This is a genomic window from Prescottella sp. R16, from assembly GCF_030656875.1.
Taxonomy (GTDB): Bacteria; Actinomycetota; Actinomycetes; order Mycobacteriales; family Mycobacteriaceae; genus Prescottella.
In genome coordinates this window covers 2,857,194-2,871,755 of record NZ_CP130943.1, presented here as the reverse complement: position 1 = coordinate 2,871,755, position 14,562 = coordinate 2,857,194, and the positions used below count along the sequence as shown (strand labels likewise).

The following is a 14,562-nucleotide window of genomic DNA, read 5'->3' as shown; positions in this document are numbered from 1 at the left end:
GATGTGCATGGACACCACGCAGAAGCCCGCATCCGAGAGCATCATCCGCCAGCAGAAGGCGCTCCTCGAGAGCCTTCCGTTCTCCGACACGCAGGACTTCGACGACGCCACCCGCGGTCTCGTGGGCCGGCGCGTGCCGAACGCGATCCACGACGCGGCCGGGAACGTCGTGTGGGACAACGACACCTACGCGTTCCTCGAGGGCGACGCCCCGGACACCGTCAACCCGAGCCTGTGGCGGCAGTCCAAACTCAACGCGATCCAGGGCCTGTTCGAGGTGGTTCCCGGGATCTACCAGGTGCGCGGGTTCGACCTGTCGAACGTGTCGTTCATCGAGGGTGATACCGGAGTGCTGGTACTCGATCCGCTCGTCACCGAGGAGACTGCGGCCGCGGCTCTCGCGCTGTATCGCGAGCACCGCGGAGACCGGCCCGTCACCGGGGTGCTGTACACCCACCCGCACGTCGACCACTTCGGTGGGGTGCGTGGCGTCACGACGCAGCAGGACGTCGATGCCGGACGTGTTCCGATCATCGCCCCCGCCGAGTTCACGGAGCATGCCGCATCGGAGAACGTCTACGCGGGCACCGCGATGGCGCGACGCTCGGCGTACATGTTCGGTGCCGCGCTCGCGCGTGGTCCGCAGGGAGGCCTGGGAACAGGGCTGGCGCAGACGGTCGCAACCGGCAACATCACGCTCATCGCGCCGACCCTGATCGTCACCGAAACCGGCCAGGAGGAGACGGTCGACGGCGTCCGGATGATCTTCCAGATGGCGCCGGGGACCGAGGCGCCGGCCGAGTTCCTCGTGTACTTCCCGGAGCACAGGGCGTTGTGTGCAGCGGAGGATGCGACCCACACGATGCACAATCTGCTCACCCTGCGCGGTGCGCTGGTGCGGGACGCGCACGCCTGGTCGAACTATCTCACCGAGACCATCGACCTGTTCGGGGACGAGACCGACGTCGTGTTCGCGTCGCACCACTGGCCGACGTGGGGCAACGACCGGGTGGTGACGTTCCTCTCCGCGCAGCGTGACCTGTACGCCTACCTGCACGATCAGACGTTGCGCCTGATCAACAAGGGCTGGACCGGAATCGAGATCGCGGAGGAACTTCCGCTGCCGCCGATCCTCGAGAACGCCTGGCACGCGCGCGGCTACTACGGGTCGGCGAGCCACAACATCAAGGCCATCTATCAGCGGTACATGGGCTGGTACGACGGCAATCCCGCGCACCTGTGGCAGCATCCGCCGAAAGAACAGGGCAAGCGTTACGTCGAGCTGGGTGGTGGTGCAGACGCCGTCGTGGCGAAGGCGCGCGAATCGTTCGACCAGGGCGACTACCGGTGGGCGGCGGAGATTCTCAGTCATGTCGTGTTCGCGGAGCCCGATCACACCGCTGCCCGTGCACTGCTCGCCGACACCTTCGAGCAGTTGGGTTACGGCGCGGAGAACGGTGTCTGGCGCAACATCTTCCTCTCCGGCACCACCGAACTCCGTGCGGGCCGGTTCGGCACCCCCACGGTGTCGGCGTCGGCGGACGTCGTCTCCGCGCTCACCCCGCAGATGCTGTTCGACGCCATCGCGATCCAGGTGAACGGGCCCGAGGCGTGGGACGAGAAGTTCACCGTCGACGTCGTCCTCACCGACACCGACGAGCGGTACCGGCTGCGGCTCGCGAACGGTGTCCTCACCTACAGCGGCCGGCCCCAGAAGGGGGAGGCGGATGCCACGCTGACCGCGACCCGGCGGACCTTGCCGGCTCTCGCGTTGGGCGGAATGTCGGCCGACGGGCTGGCCGAGGCGGGTATCCGGCTCGACGGCGACACCTCGGTGCTGACGCGGCTCGCCGCCGTGCTGGATCCGGGTGACCCGGACTTCGCGATCGTCACCCCGGACTGACGCGAACCTTCCCGGGAGAAAGAAAAAAAGGGGGGTCCGGATGATCCTGGTGCCCGACAGTCAACGGCGGACGCGGGCCGAGCTCGACGAGCGGCTCGACCTGACCGAGGGCGACCGCACCGCGAAGTCGTCGGCGTTCTGGACGATGCTGACGTTGGCGGGGCTGATCGCGGTCGCGGGAGTGGTCGGGGACTCCACCGCGACGGTGATCGGCGCGATGATCGTCGCTCCGCTGTCGACGCCGATCCTCGGCATCGGATTGGGGATCGCGACCGGCCGCGGACGCCTGATCGGTCACAGCCTCGTGGTGGTGGTCGCCGCGGCGACCCTCGTGGTGGTCATGGGGGCGGTGTTCGCTCAACTACTGCCGAACCCGACCGATGTGCTGGCCAACTCGCAGGTCACCGGGAGGACCTCCCCGAAGCTGTCGGATCTCACCGCGGCGTTGGCAACCGGACTGGTCGGTGCGGTCGCGATCACCCGCCGGGACGTCGGTGACGTGCTGCCCGGCGTGGCCATCGCCATTTCCCTGGTCCCTCCGCTCGGCGTGGTCGGGGTGTGTCTCGGTTCCGGGGCGCCGTCCCTCGCCTGGGGCGCGGCGGTGCTGTTCCTGTCGAACGTGCTCGCCCTGGTGGTCACCGCGACGGCGGTGCTGATGCTCGCCGGATACGGCGCGGAGGACGGTGGGACGGTCGGCAGGCGCGGCGGCGCCTACCTGATGCTGGGGCTCGGGGTGCTGATCGTCGCCGTCCCGATGGTGTTGAACACGTTGTCGTCGTTGTGGGCGAAACAGATCGGTGAAGCCGGCGAGAAGTGGCTCGCGGACGTGCCGGGCGCGGTGGTGACCGACGTCGGCTGGCACGGGGACACCGCGACGGTGTCCGTGCTCGGACCCGTGGAACTTCCACCGATCGAGGACCTGCAGGCCACGGTGGATGCACTCGTCCCGTGGTCACCGGACGTGCAGGTGGTGCACACGGTGGGTGCGCGCCTCGACTCCGAGTGAGCTGCCGACCGGCATCCGATGTGGTGGCGCGGGCACCGTGTCGGCGGGCGGTGGGAGACTGGTCGCGTGAGGTTGTATCGGGACCATGCGGTGGTGCTGCGCCAGCACAAGCTGGGGGAGGCGGACCGTATCGTGACGCTGCTGACCCGGCAGTACGGGCTGGTGCGGGCGGTCGCGAAGGGGGTGCGGCGCACCAAGTCGAAGTTCGGGGCGCGACTCGAACCGTTCGCGCACGTCGACGTGCAGCTGCACCCCGGGCGCAGTCTCGACATCGTCACCCAGGTGCACACCGTCGACGCGTTCGGCGCGGACATCGTCGACGACTACGGCCGCTACACCACCGCGTGCGCGATCCTCGAGACCGCGGAACGGCTTGCGGGGGAGGAGAAGGCTCCGGTGCCGCGGCTGCACCGGCTCACCGTCGGGGCGCTGCGGGCCGTCGCCGAACAGGTGCGGGCGCCGGAGCTGATCCTGGACGCCTACCTGCTGCGGGCGATGGGGTACGCCGGCTGGGCGCCCGCCCTGACGGACTGTGCCCGCTGCGCGGCGCCCGGCCCGCACCGGGCGTTCCACGTCGCGGCCGGAGGTGCGGTGTGCGTGCACTGCCGTCCGCCCGGCGCGGCCACCCCGTCCGCCGGGGTGCTGGACTTCATGTGTGCGCTCGACCGCGGCCGATGGCAGGACACCGAGACCGCGACTCCGGCGATGCGCAGCCAGGCCAGTGGGCTCATCGCCGCGCACCTGCAGTGGCATCTCGAACGTCAGCTGCGGACCCTGCCGCTCATCGAACGGCATCGACCGCATGCGGGGGTCGGCGCCGACGACCCGGTCGGGCAGGATGGAGACCGTGATTCGACGCCGCGAGCCTCTAGCCCAGCCTGACCGGGTGATCCGCCCGCCCGCCCCGCACCCGTCGGGAGCGAAGCCGCCCATTCTGCAACCCGAACTGATCCCCGACCATGTCGCGCTCGTCATGGACGGCAACGGACGGTGGGCGCAGGACCGCGGCCTGCCACGCACCGCCGGCCACGAACGCGGTGAGGCCGTCCTCATGGACACCCTCGAGGGATGTATCGAGATCGGGGTGAAGTGGCTGTCGGCGTATGCGTTCTCCACCGAGAACTGGAAGCGCAGCCCCGACGAGGTCAAGTTCCTGATGGGCTTCAACCGGGACGTCATCCGCCGTCGCCGCGACGAGATGCACGAGATGGGGGTGCGGGTCCGCTGGGCGGGACGCCGGCCGCGGCTGTGGCGCAGCGTCATCAAGGAACTCGAGATCGCCGAGGAACTCACCAAGGACAACACCGTCATGACGTTGACGATGTGCGTCAACTACGGTGGCCGCGCTGAAATTGCCGACGCCGCAAGGGAAATCGCGCGTCGGGCCGCGGCCGGGGAGATCGACCCGGAGAAGATCACCGAAGCGTCGTTCGCGAAGTATCTCGACGAGCCGGACATGCCCGACGTCGACCTGTTCCTGCGGCCGTCGGGGGAGCAGCGGACGTCGAACTTCCTCATCTGGCAGGCGGCGTACGCGGAAATGGTGTTCCAGGAGAAGCTGTTTCCCGACTTCGATCGCCGCGACCTGTGGGCGGCGTGCGTCGAATACGCGTCCCGCGATCGCAGGTTCGGCGGGGTGAAGTACCAGTGAGCGGTCCCGCCGAGGCGTTGCAGGAGCGGGCGCGGGCGGCCCTGTCCGGGTTCGTGGCCGTGGAGATGGACGACGACGGCGCACTGCGTTTCGAGTACGGCGGTGCGCTGTGCTCGCTGCGGGCCGTCACCCTCGCCGACGGTCTCGACGTGCTGTCGATCACCGCGGTCCTGGCATGGGACCGGACCCTGAAACCGGCCCTGCACAAGCGGGTCGCCGAACGGAACGCGAGCCTGCAGTTCGGATCCATCGACGTCATCACCCGCGGCAAACTCGCCGACGTACTGCTGCGGTACACGTTCCCCGCCACCGGGCTCGCGGACGCACCGCTCGCGACGATGCTGCTGCTGGTGCTCTCGGGCGTGGAGGATGCACGCCGGGGGCTGCTGGGCTAGGGCCGTCCCGCGCAGTCCCGGCACGTGCCGAACACCTCGACGGTGTGGCTGACGTCGGTGAAACCGTTGGCCTCGGCGATGGTGTGCGCCCAGGCCTCAACTTCGGGGCCGTCGACCTCGACGGTGAACCCGCAGTGCCGGCACACCAGGTGGTGGTGGTGGCCGGACGAGCAGCGCCGGTACACCGATTCGCCGGTGCCGGTGCGCAGGACGTCGACGGTGCCGGCGTCGGACAGGGCTTGCAGGGTCCGGTAGACGGTGGTCAGGCCGATGGTCTCACCGCGGCGACGCAGTTCGTCGTGCAGTTCCTGCGCCGACCGGAACTCGGTGATCTCGTCGAGCAGCGCGGAGATCGCGCTGCGCTGTTTGGTGGAGCGGACGCCGACGACGGCACGTCCTCGGGGGGCGGTCACGGGGTCGATCGTCCTTCCTGGGCGTGAGCGACGGCATCGACGACGATGTGTGCGAGATGATCGTCGGCGAGCCGGTACATGACCTCGCGGCCGTGCCGTTCGCCGTGGACGACGCCGGCAGCCTTGAGGATCCGAAGATGTTGACTGATGAGCGGCTGGGTGACGTCGAGGGCGCCGACCAGTTCGTGGACGCACCGCTCGGATTCCTGTAGCTGCAGCACGATCGCGATCCGCACCGGCGCTGCGAGGGCCCGCAGGATCTCGCCGGCAGCGGTGAGTGTCTCCCGGGAGGGGAGCGGGGTGACAGGCCCCTCCGTGCACGACTCGGTGACGCTCACGGGCAGCTCCTCGCAGAATCGTTATTGCAAACCGATCCCATTTTGATATGCACGTATATGCATGTCAACCACCCGAGTGGACGCGGTTGCGCCTACGGATAGGCTGGACCCGCGAAAACCGCACGTGAACCACGCATCTATTACCCAGATGGAGAGCAGCCCAGTGGCACCCAAGTCCAAGATCGATACCGTCGCCAACCTCGCCAAGCGTCGAGGCCTCGTCTTCCCTTGCGGTGAGATCTACGGCGGTACCAAGTCGGCCTGGGACTACGGTCCGCTCGGCGTGGAACTCAAGGAGAACATCAAGAAGCAGTGGTGGCGCAACATGGTCACCGCCCGCGAGGACGTCGTCGGCCTCGACTCGTCGGTGATCCTGCCCCGCCAGGTGTGGGAGGCGTCCGGCCACGTCGAGGTGTTCACCGACCCGCTCGTCGAATGCCTCAGCTGCCACAAGCGTCACCGTCAGGACCACCTGCAGGAGGCGTACGCGGAGAAGAAGGGCCTCGACGACCCCGACGCCGTCTCCATGGACGAGATCGTGTGCCCCGACTGTGGCACCAAGGGCCAGTGGACCGAGCCCAAGGCGTTCTCCGGCCTGCTCAAGACGTTCCTCGGCCCCGTCGACAGCGAGACCGGCCTGCACTACCTGCGCCCGGAGACCGCGCAGGGCATCTTCGTGAACTTCGCGAACGTGCTCACCACCGCGCGCAAGAAGCCGCCGTTCGGCATCGGCCAGATCGGCAAGAGCTTCCGCAACGAGATCACCCCCGGCAACTTCATCTTCCGCACCCGCGAGTTCGAGCAGATGGAGATGGAGTTCTTCGTCAAGCCCGGCGAGGACGAGGAGTGGCACCAGTACTGGATCGACTACCGCATGGACTGGTACACCGGCCTCGGTATCGCCAAGGACAACCTGCGCCTGTTCGAGCACCCGCAGGAGAAGCTGTCGCACTACGCGAAGCGCACCGTCGACATCGAGTACCGCTTCGGTTTCCAGGGCAGCGAGTGGGGTGAACTCGAGGGTGTCGCCAACCGCACCGACTACGACCTGGCGACGCACGCCAAGGCGTCCGGCACCGACCTCAGCTACTTCGACCAGACCACCGGCGAGCGCTACACGCCGTACGTCATCGAGCCCGCAGCCGGCCTGACCCGGTCGGTCATGGCGTTCCTCGTCGACGCCTACACCGAGGACGAGGCCCCCAACGCCAAGGGCGGTGTCGACAAGCGCACCGTGCTGCGCCTCGATCGTCGTCTCGCGCCCGTCAAGGCCGCGGTCCTGCCGCTCAGCCGCAACGCCGACCTCTCGCCCAAGGCGAAGGATCTGGCCACCGCGCTGCGCCAGAACTGGAACATCGAGTTCGACGACGCCGGCGCCATCGGCCGCCGCTACCGCCGCCAGGACGAGATCGGTACCCCGTTCTGCATCACCGTCGACTTCGACACTCTCGAGGACCAGGCCGTCACCATCCGCGAACGCGACACCATGGCACAGGAACGTGTCGCGCTCGACCAGGTGGAGGGCTACCTCGCGCAGCGCCTGATCGGCTCCTGAGTTCCCGGCCGAATGTCACACGCGTTCAGCTGGACTGAACGCGTGTGACATTCGGCCACTCCACCGGGATCCGCTCGAGCACCCCGCCGGCGAAGACGTCGTACAGCGGGAGTTGTTCGGTGTGCACGTACCCGATGTGGCAGTCGCACACCTCCAGCGGGCAGGGCCGCAGCCGCAATGCGCTGCGATAGGTGCCGTCGTACAGGTTTCCCAGTACCTCGGGGACGAAGTGGCAGCGTCGCACGGTGCCGTCGCCGTCGACGGACACCACCGTCTCACCCGTCCGGCACGCCCGGCCCCGGGTCCGGTGCGGGTGCCGGCTGTACTCGAAGAGCGGATCGAGTGCGGACCACTCGGCCGCGTCCGTATCTGAGTAGGTGTGTCCCTCTGCGGCGTTGACCCACAGATACACCGACCCCGGCAGTTCCGCCCGCAGTCGGTGGGCGGCGTCGAGATGTTCCGGCAGTCCGACGACCCCGACACTGAACCGGACGTCGAGCGCCGCCAATTCTCTTGTCTTGGTGAGGAACCGGTCGTGCGGCGTCTGACCGGGATGGTATGTGCACCACAGTGCGACGGTGTCCCGGTCGGTGTCGGCGAGCCAGCCGGTGCGGCAACTCAGATTGGTCTGGATCGCCACCCGGCGCACGTGCGGCAGCCGCGACAGTTCCACGAGCGCCCGCCGATACCAGGACCGGACCAGCCCCTCACCCCACGGTGTGAACAGGATCGACACCTCGTGGTCCTGCTCGGCAACCCACGCGCAGAACCGTTCCAGCGCAGCACGATCGGCGCGCAACTGCTCGGGTGTGTCGCGACGTTTCGCGAACGGGCAGTACGGGCAGTCGTAGTCGCAGGACGCCAGCGGCCCCCGGTACAGGATCGTCAGCATCGTCACCGGCTCTCGTACTCGGCCATCGCGGCCCGCACCCGCGGCGAGAACAGCTCCGGTCCCAGCGCGTCGGAATAGGCGATACCGGCGGCGGTCAACCGGAGCCGGTCACCGTCGTCGACGAGCCAGCCGCGTCCGGCCCACCGATCGAGTTCCGCACCGAAATGCTCGCGGGGGTCGGTGCCGAAACGGGACCGATAGTCCGCCACCGGCATGCCGGACGTCTGCAGCACGGACTGCAGCAGGTGCCGGCGACGGGACTCGTCGACGGTCATCGGACGACCCACGACGGCGCGGCGGAAATCGTCGACCGTGCCCGACACGTAGTCGTCGACGATGGCGCGCACCTCCCGCGCGTCGACGGCGTAGTCGAACGAGTAGTGCAGGCCCCGGGTGTACGACCGGGCGCCACACCCGAGCCCGATCATGCCGTCGGTCTGGCAGGCGTAGTCGTTCGGGCCGAGGTCGGGGGCGTCGGCACGCCGGAACATGCGCATCGACTCCTGGACGTAGCCGGCTGCGAGCAGATGATCGCGGCCGCGGCGGTACAGGTCCAGGCGGTGGGCGTCCCAGTCCGGATCCGGTCCGGCGCCGCGGCGGGCCAGACCGGTCAACGGGCGCACGTACAGCGGATACAGGTACAGCTCCTCGGGACGCCACGCGAGCGCGGCGTCGAGGGACTCGGCCCAGGACTGCGGGGTCTGGCCGTCGATGCCGTAGATCAGGTCGATGTTGAGCACCTCGATCGCGGCGTCCCGGATCCGCCCGAGGGCGGCGTCGACGTCCGCCCGGCGCTGCGGCCGGACCGCGGCGCGGGCCTCGGTGTCGTCGAAGCTCTGCACACCGAGGCTGAGCCGGGTGGTGCCGCGGGCGGCGAGCACCGCGAGCCGGTCGGCGGTGGCCGTCGACGGCGACGCCTCCACCGACAGGGGGACCGCCCGCAGGTCGGCGCCCATGCTCTCGGCGATGTCGCACAGCCGGTCCAGTTCGGACGCCGTCAGATAGGTGGGGGTCCCGCCCCCGAACGCCGCTGTCACGAACCGGGCCGACGGGGCCAGCGCCTCGCGCACCGCCTCGGACTGCCGCTCGAGGGCGTCGAGATAGCGGGTGGTCAGCTCGTCCGGCGCGCCGACCCGGGTGAACAGATTGCAGAAACCGCAGCGTACCTCGCAGAACGGTATGTGCAGGTACAGCGACAGCGCATCCTGCGGTTCGTCCGCCCACAGGTCGGTCAGGGCGGGACGTGGATCGAGCGGCCGGTACGCCGTCTTGTGTGGATACGCGTACACGTAGTTCCGGTACGGCGCAACATAATCCGTCGGAGCCTCGGGTGCCGGCAGCGGCACCGGCAGGGGTAGATCGGTGGCGGTCATGCGGGTCCTTCGAGGAAGAAATGGGTGTACGGCACCGTCCACACCACGGGATGGCCGAGCCGGTGACCGGTGTAGCCGTCCTCGCCGTAGGTGGTGCCGTGATCGGAGCACACGATCGCGAAACAGCGGCGCCGGCTCGACACGACGTCGAACAGTCGCCCGATGTGCCGGTCGACGTATTCGAGCGCCGCCGCATGCGTCGCGCGGGTGTCCCCGTCCTCGGCGGTGGCGCCGTCGGCGAAGAACCAGTTGGGCTGGTGCAGTGCCGAGACGTTGACGAACAGGAACAGCCGGCGCTCGGCGGGCAGCCGGTCCACCACCTGTGCGGCGAGATCCACCTGTGCCTCGAACGACGTCGGCGACGTCACGCCGAGGTCGGGGGACCAGTGCGCCTCGTCGAACAGGTCGGGCAGCACCGAGCCGAGTGCGCCCCGGCGGTTGAAGAACCCGACCCCACCGATGCACGCCGTGTGATAGCCGGTGGCGGCAAGGCCCGCAACGAGATTCGACTCCGCGAAGACGAACGTCCCGTCCGCGGTGGATTCGCTGCCCCCGAACTCTGCCGCGAACAGCCGCGGATGCGGTCCCTGCCCCACGGGTGTGGGCAGGAATCCGGCGAACATCGCCTGATGCGACGCGTACGTGAAACTGCCGGGGGCGTGCCGCTCCTCCCACCGGCCGCCCGGCAGGTGCCGCGCCAGGTTCGGGATCCGGCCCGCGGCCGCGAGCTCGCAGGCCACGTCGTAGCGCAGCGTGTCGAGGGTGACCAGCAGGATGTCGTCGGATCCGACGACGGTGTTCATGTCGGGCTGTGGCATCTCATACTGTGGCATCGCCGATCCATCCTTCGAGTGCGGCCAGCTGCGCCGCATAGGTGTCGAGTCCGTCGGCGCGGCCCTCGAGCCCGTCCAGGCCGGGGAGCAGATCGCCGAAGGCGTTCACCTCGCCGACCGCGGCGCCCCGCCAGTTCGCGGCCGGCAACAGGTCCACGCCGACGCACAGGGTGTGGGGGAAGCAGGCGGCCGCGGATTCCGCGACGGCGAGCGCCCGGTCCCAGCCGAATCCGGCCGCGTCGAAACCTGCTCGTGCGGCATCGAGATCGCCGCGCCGCCCGCCCAGGTGCAGGTTGGTCATCGGATGCCCGCTGGTGCGCAGGACCGCGTGCGTCGCCTGGCCGGCGACCACCACGACGCGCAGATCGGCGGCCCGGCCGTGCACCGAGGGCTTCGGCAGCCACGCCTCGAGGTGCAGTCCCTCGCCGGCCAGCGCATCGATCAGGGCACCCACCGCGGCGTCGCCGGTGTGCCGGCGGACGCGCAGCGAATTGTGGACCCCGTCCGCGGCGATCTCCACACTGCTACGGGCCTGCACCCGGCCGCCGGACGCCGTCTCCACCGCGACCACCCCGGCCGCCGACGAACCGTGCGCGGGTTTGACGAAGAAGCGGCGCAGACCGGCCGTGTCCGCCAGTTCCCGGACCTGACGCCAGTTCCGTGGAACCGGGGCACCGGCGCCCGACGTGGGCGACACCGGTACCGGAACACCGGCATTCGCGAGGACGCCGTGGCAGCGCCGCTTGTCGAACAGCGCAGCCAGATCGGCCGGATCGGTCCACCGGCGCCCACCGTTCAGCGTCCCGACTGAAGCGAGAAGTGTTGTGTACCAGCGTGGTCCGGACGCGATCCGGGTCGGGTCGCCGGGGCCGCGCAGTAGTGCGTCCACCTCGGGATCCTCACCGGGGGATTCGAGCCGCACCCACTCGTCGGGTGCGAACCGGGCGCCGCCCGCGGTGAGGACGTCACGCCAGGACACCACCCTCGGGGCGGGCAGGCCCCGCCGCCGCGCCGCGTCCAGGAACAGGGTGACGCGCCGGTTCCCGGGATTGCCCACCACCGCCAGGCGGGGTGGGGTCACTCGCCGACCGCGACGGACCGGTACGTCGTGCCGTCGTACTCGTACTCGTCGGCATCGTCGCCGTCGAGGTTCACCTGCACACCGGACGGTTCGAGCGCCGCCCGCAGCCGATCCCGCATGCCGTCCGTCAGATAGTTGTGGTGCAGGTCCAGCGATTCGAGGTGGGTGAGCGGTTGCCCGGCCAGCAGGGCCTCGGCGCCCGTATCCGACAGCACCCCCTTCGACAGGTCCAGGACACGCAGTCGCGGCACGATCGGCGCCGTCGCCAGCGCGGCCGCGATGTCGTCCTCGTACTCGCTGTTGGAGAGCGCGAGGTGCGTCAGGTGCGGAAGCTTTTCGCCGGCGAGGATCGGGGCGACATCGTCGATACCGGAGTCGGCGCCGTAGTTCTCGTCGCCCAACCACAGTTCGAGTTCGGTCAGGGCCGGCAGATCCGAGGCGGCGACCGCGCGGACCACGTCGCCGGGCAGGCCACCCGTTTCGATCACCAGGGTGCGCAGCTGTTCGTGCCGGACCGGGGTCAGGGCCAGCTGGGTGCCGCCGCGGACCCGCAGCTCTTCGAGCCGGGGGAACGCGGTGAGCAGGGGAGTGACGTCGGACTGCGTGATCCAGGAGATCTCGCAGTCCTCGAAGCTCATGTCCCCCAGGAACAGTGCGCGCAGCGCCGGGAACTCGCCGGCGGCCGCGACGAGCGCCGACACCACCTCGGCCGAACTGGTGTCGTACGGATCGGACCAGCTTCCGACGACGATCGCCTGTACGGTCGACGGGTCGATCGTGGCCCGGAACTTCTCGAACACCTCCGGCCACTCGATCTCCGCCTCGTAGGTGTCGGCGGACAGGCGCCAGGCCACCCGCCCGTCCTCCGGTACCGCCGGTGGGGCGGCGTCCGTATCGGTGGGGAACTCCACGACGGGAAGGCCGTGGAACTCGGTCTGCAACTCACTGATCAGCACGGAACTCCCGCTTTCGGTTCGGTTCGGTCAAGGGCGCGTCCGGCCTCGTCGGGTCGGATCGAATTCGCGGGCCAACGTAGCAGCGGGCTCCGACAACAGGCCTGAAATGTCTAGAACCGGCCCCCGCCTCCGCGGCCGACACGGCCGGAACTGCCGGAGCCGCCGAACGATCCGGGCCGCGGCCCGCTCCAGCCGCCGCCGAAGCCTCCGTGCCCGCCTCGGCTGCCGCGCAGCATGCTGTCGATGAGGATGCCGCCGAGAATCGCGCCGGCAGCATTCCCGCGGGAGCCACCGCTGATGCCGCCGCCGGGCGGACGCTGCTGATCCTGGTAGCGGTTCACGTCGGCCTGCGCCGCCCACAGGGCCTTGGCGCCCAGCTGGGTGGCGGCCTGCGCGTGCTGCAGGGCCTGCGACGGATCCGACTGCGCGAGTTGCCGGGCGGCCTCGAGATGCCGTTGCGCCTCGGACAGCCGGGTGCGGGCCTCCGCGCCGACGGCCCCGCGCCGGGTGCCGATGAAGTCCGCGGCCGCGCTCACCTGAGACTCGGCAGCCGTCAGATCCTGGGCGAGGCGGGCCCGGGCCCGGTCGGTCTGCTGCTGCGCCTCCTGTGCGTCGGCCAGCACGGCATCGAGGGCGGCATCCGCCTCGACGACCTTCGTGAAACTGCCCAGTGGATCGGAATCCTTCGCGGCCTGCGCGTCCCGCAACGCGGCCGCCGCGGCGGCCCGCGCTTGTGTGAGCGCTGCACCACCCCGAGCCGCGAGGGCATCCGCAGTGTCTATGCCACGCTGGACGTCCGCCATCGCCGCCGGCAGCGTCGCGATCGCGTGCCGGATGTCGGTGTCCGCGCGGTCGAGGGCGTCGAGGAGGGTACGGGCCTGATCGAGGGCGGCCTCCGCAGCGCGGATCGCCGCCACCGCGGGGCCCTGCTTGCCGGCGGGCAGCGCCACCGCGTCCCGTCCGGCCGCGATGTTCTGCTCCGCGAACACGATCCGCTCCCGCGCCATCGCGGGATTGTGCTCGACGGTCGCCAGCACGGACGCCGGGAACTCGGCGCGCAGCGCGGCCAGGGTGGCGTCGGACTGCGGCGCCCGCACCGTCAGCGCGACGACCGCCTGCGTGAGCGCGTCGAGGCGGGCCGGGGCGTCCAGCAGCAGATCGCGCATCGCATCGAACTCGGCCACCCGGTCGTCGAGTTCCTTGTCGGCCCGTGCGCACGTCGTGACGAGTTCGACGAGCATGTCCCGCTGCTGCTGCGGGGTTTCGGGGATGTCGTCGTCGAGTCGCTGCCGGATCGAGAACGCCGACGCCAGCGCGGCCCGTGCCTGCTCGAACGCCGTGGTGAACGTGGCCGTGGCGTCGGCGCCGAACTCGCCGACCGCGAGGGCCAGTTCCTCCTCGGACGTGCGGATCGCATTGTCGGTCTCGACGAGAACCTCCTTCGCGAGTGCATCGAGCGCGGGAATCGGCAGGGCAGCAAGCGCTTCGGGGTTCGTAGGATCGACCCGGTGGGCGGCTGCCACGTCCTGCTCCTGCTGCCGCCTCCGCTTACGGCGCGTGAAGACGACCACCACGGCGCCCGCCACGACGGCCACACCGAGCCCCACCCACAGCACCGTCGTGCCCGTCGTCCCCGGGGCCAGGGCGTCGTCGATGCTGCCCGCCGCCGCGATCGCCGCACCCGACCAGTCGTCGTCGCGCAGCATCGGCTCCACCGAATCCACCTGGATCGACGTCACCTCCGCGTCGCTGATCTGCGACAGGGCCTGCGGGACGTCCAGCATGTAGTCGCGGTCCGTCGTCGCGACGGCCAGGAGCACGTCCCGGTTCCCGAGAGCACTCGCCGTCGCGGTCCGCGTCGTCCACGTCTCCCGATCGAGTCCGTCGAAGTCCGGCACGTACACCACCCACAGCGACACCTTGTGGTCGGCGTACAACGTGTCGAGGGCGTCCTGCACGTCGGCACGCTGGCCGTCGTCGAGCACCCCCGACAGGTCGGTGATGTGCTCGGGCAGCCGCAGCGGGGCCTCCGCCGACGCGGTCGCCGGCGCGAACGCGAGCACGATCAGCGACAGCAGCGTGCCCACGAGCGACGCGGCGAATGCCCGGGGGACGGAACGGGAAGCGCGTGACATGGCACGAATCTATCCGGTGGGGCGCGTCGTC

General features: G+C 69.8%; 14 protein-coding genes. 6 read left to right on the top strand and 8 right to left on the bottom strand.

Annotation, left to right across the window (positions count from 1 at the left end):
- Positions 1–7 precede the first annotated feature (7 nt).
- From Q5696_RS13480 to Q5696_RS13460, 5 genes are all read left to right on the top strand, one after another.
- Positions 8–1,903 (top strand): alkyl/aryl-sulfatase, encoded by a 1,896-nt coding sequence (locus Q5696_RS13480; RefSeq protein ID WP_305091837.1) that lies wholly within the window; start codon positions 8–10, stop codon positions 1,901–1,903.
- Between the two features lie 40 nt (positions 1,904–1,943).
- A complete protein-coding gene (locus Q5696_RS13475; protein WP_305091836.1) occupies positions 1,944–2,909 on the top strand; it encodes a DUF389 domain-containing protein in 966 nt (321 codons plus the stop codon).
- Positions 2,910–2,975: 66 nt separating this feature from the next.
- The gene (gene recO / locus Q5696_RS13470) at positions 2,976–3,791 is read left to right on the top strand and encodes a DNA repair protein RecO (RefSeq protein WP_305091835.1); all 816 of its coding nucleotides are present in this window, start codon (positions 2,976–2,978) and stop codon (positions 3,789–3,791) included.
- A complete protein-coding gene (locus Q5696_RS13465) occupies positions 3,748–4,560 on the top strand; it encodes an isoprenyl transferase (RefSeq protein ID WP_305091834.1) in 813 nt (270 codons plus the stop codon). Before recO ends, Q5696_RS13465 begins: the two co-directional genes overlap by 44 nt.
- Positions 4,557–4,955 (top strand): YbjN domain-containing protein, encoded by a 399-nt coding sequence (locus Q5696_RS13460; protein ID WP_305091833.1) that lies wholly within the window; start codon positions 4,557–4,559, stop codon positions 4,953–4,955. Before Q5696_RS13465 ends, Q5696_RS13460 begins: the two co-directional genes overlap by 4 nt.
- Here Q5696_RS13460 and Q5696_RS13455 read toward each other — a convergent pair.
- Positions 4,952–5,368 carry a Fur family transcriptional regulator gene (locus tag Q5696_RS13455; protein WP_305091832.1) on the bottom strand — a complete coding sequence of 139 codons (417 nt, stop codon included), beginning with the start codon at positions 5,366–5,368 and terminating at the stop codon, positions 4,952–4,954. The genes Q5696_RS13460 and Q5696_RS13455 overlap by 4 nt on opposite strands.
- Entirely contained in the window at positions 5,365–5,706 is a 342-nt protein-coding gene (locus Q5696_RS13450; protein WP_370654789.1) for an ArsR/SmtB family transcription factor, read from the bottom strand. Before Q5696_RS13450 ends, Q5696_RS13455 begins: the two co-directional genes overlap by 4 nt.
- Positions 5,707–5,869: 163 nt before the next feature.
- On the opposite strand from Q5696_RS13450, the gene Q5696_RS13445 reads away from it, so the two are divergent.
- Positions 5,870–7,261, top strand: a complete 1,392-nt coding sequence (locus tag Q5696_RS13445) for a glycine--tRNA ligase (protein ID WP_305091831.1) — start codon at positions 5,870–5,872, stop codon at positions 7,259–7,261.
- Between the two features lie 25 nt (positions 7,262–7,286).
- Here Q5696_RS13445 and Q5696_RS13440 read toward each other — a convergent pair whose 3' ends face one another.
- The 6 genes from Q5696_RS13440 to Q5696_RS13415 form a co-directional block, all read right to left on the bottom strand.
- Positions 7,287–8,153 (bottom strand): STM4011 family radical SAM protein, encoded by an 867-nt coding sequence (locus Q5696_RS13440; protein WP_305095287.1) that lies wholly within the window; start codon positions 8,151–8,153, stop codon positions 7,287–7,289.
- Positions 8,154–8,155: 2 nt separating this feature from the next.
- Positions 8,156–9,526 carry an STM4012 family radical SAM protein gene (locus Q5696_RS13435; RefSeq protein WP_305091830.1) on the bottom strand — a complete coding sequence of 457 codons (1,371 nt, stop codon included), beginning with the start codon at positions 9,524–9,526 and terminating at the stop codon, positions 8,156–8,158.
- Positions 9,523–10,359, bottom strand: coding sequence for an STM4013/SEN3800 family hydrolase (locus tag Q5696_RS13430; protein WP_305091829.1), 837 nt, complete (start codon positions 10,357–10,359; stop codon positions 9,523–9,525). Before Q5696_RS13430 ends, Q5696_RS13435 begins: the two co-directional genes overlap by 4 nt.
- Positions 10,346–11,440 carry an STM4014 family protein gene (locus Q5696_RS13425; protein ID WP_305091828.1) on the bottom strand — a complete coding sequence of 365 codons (1,095 nt, stop codon included), beginning with the start codon at positions 11,438–11,440 and terminating at the stop codon, positions 10,346–10,348. Before Q5696_RS13425 ends, Q5696_RS13430 begins: the two co-directional genes overlap by 14 nt.
- Positions 11,437–12,396 (bottom strand): STM4015 family protein, encoded by a 960-nt coding sequence (locus Q5696_RS13420; RefSeq protein ID WP_305091827.1) that lies wholly within the window; start codon positions 12,394–12,396, stop codon positions 11,437–11,439. Before Q5696_RS13420 ends, Q5696_RS13425 begins: the two co-directional genes overlap by 4 nt.
- 110 nt (positions 12,397–12,506) lie before the next feature.
- Positions 12,507–14,531 carry a TPM domain-containing protein gene (locus tag Q5696_RS13415; protein WP_305091826.1) on the bottom strand — a complete coding sequence of 675 codons (2,025 nt, stop codon included), beginning with the start codon at positions 14,529–14,531 and terminating at the stop codon, positions 12,507–12,509.
- Positions 14,532–14,562: the final 31 nt, after the last annotated feature.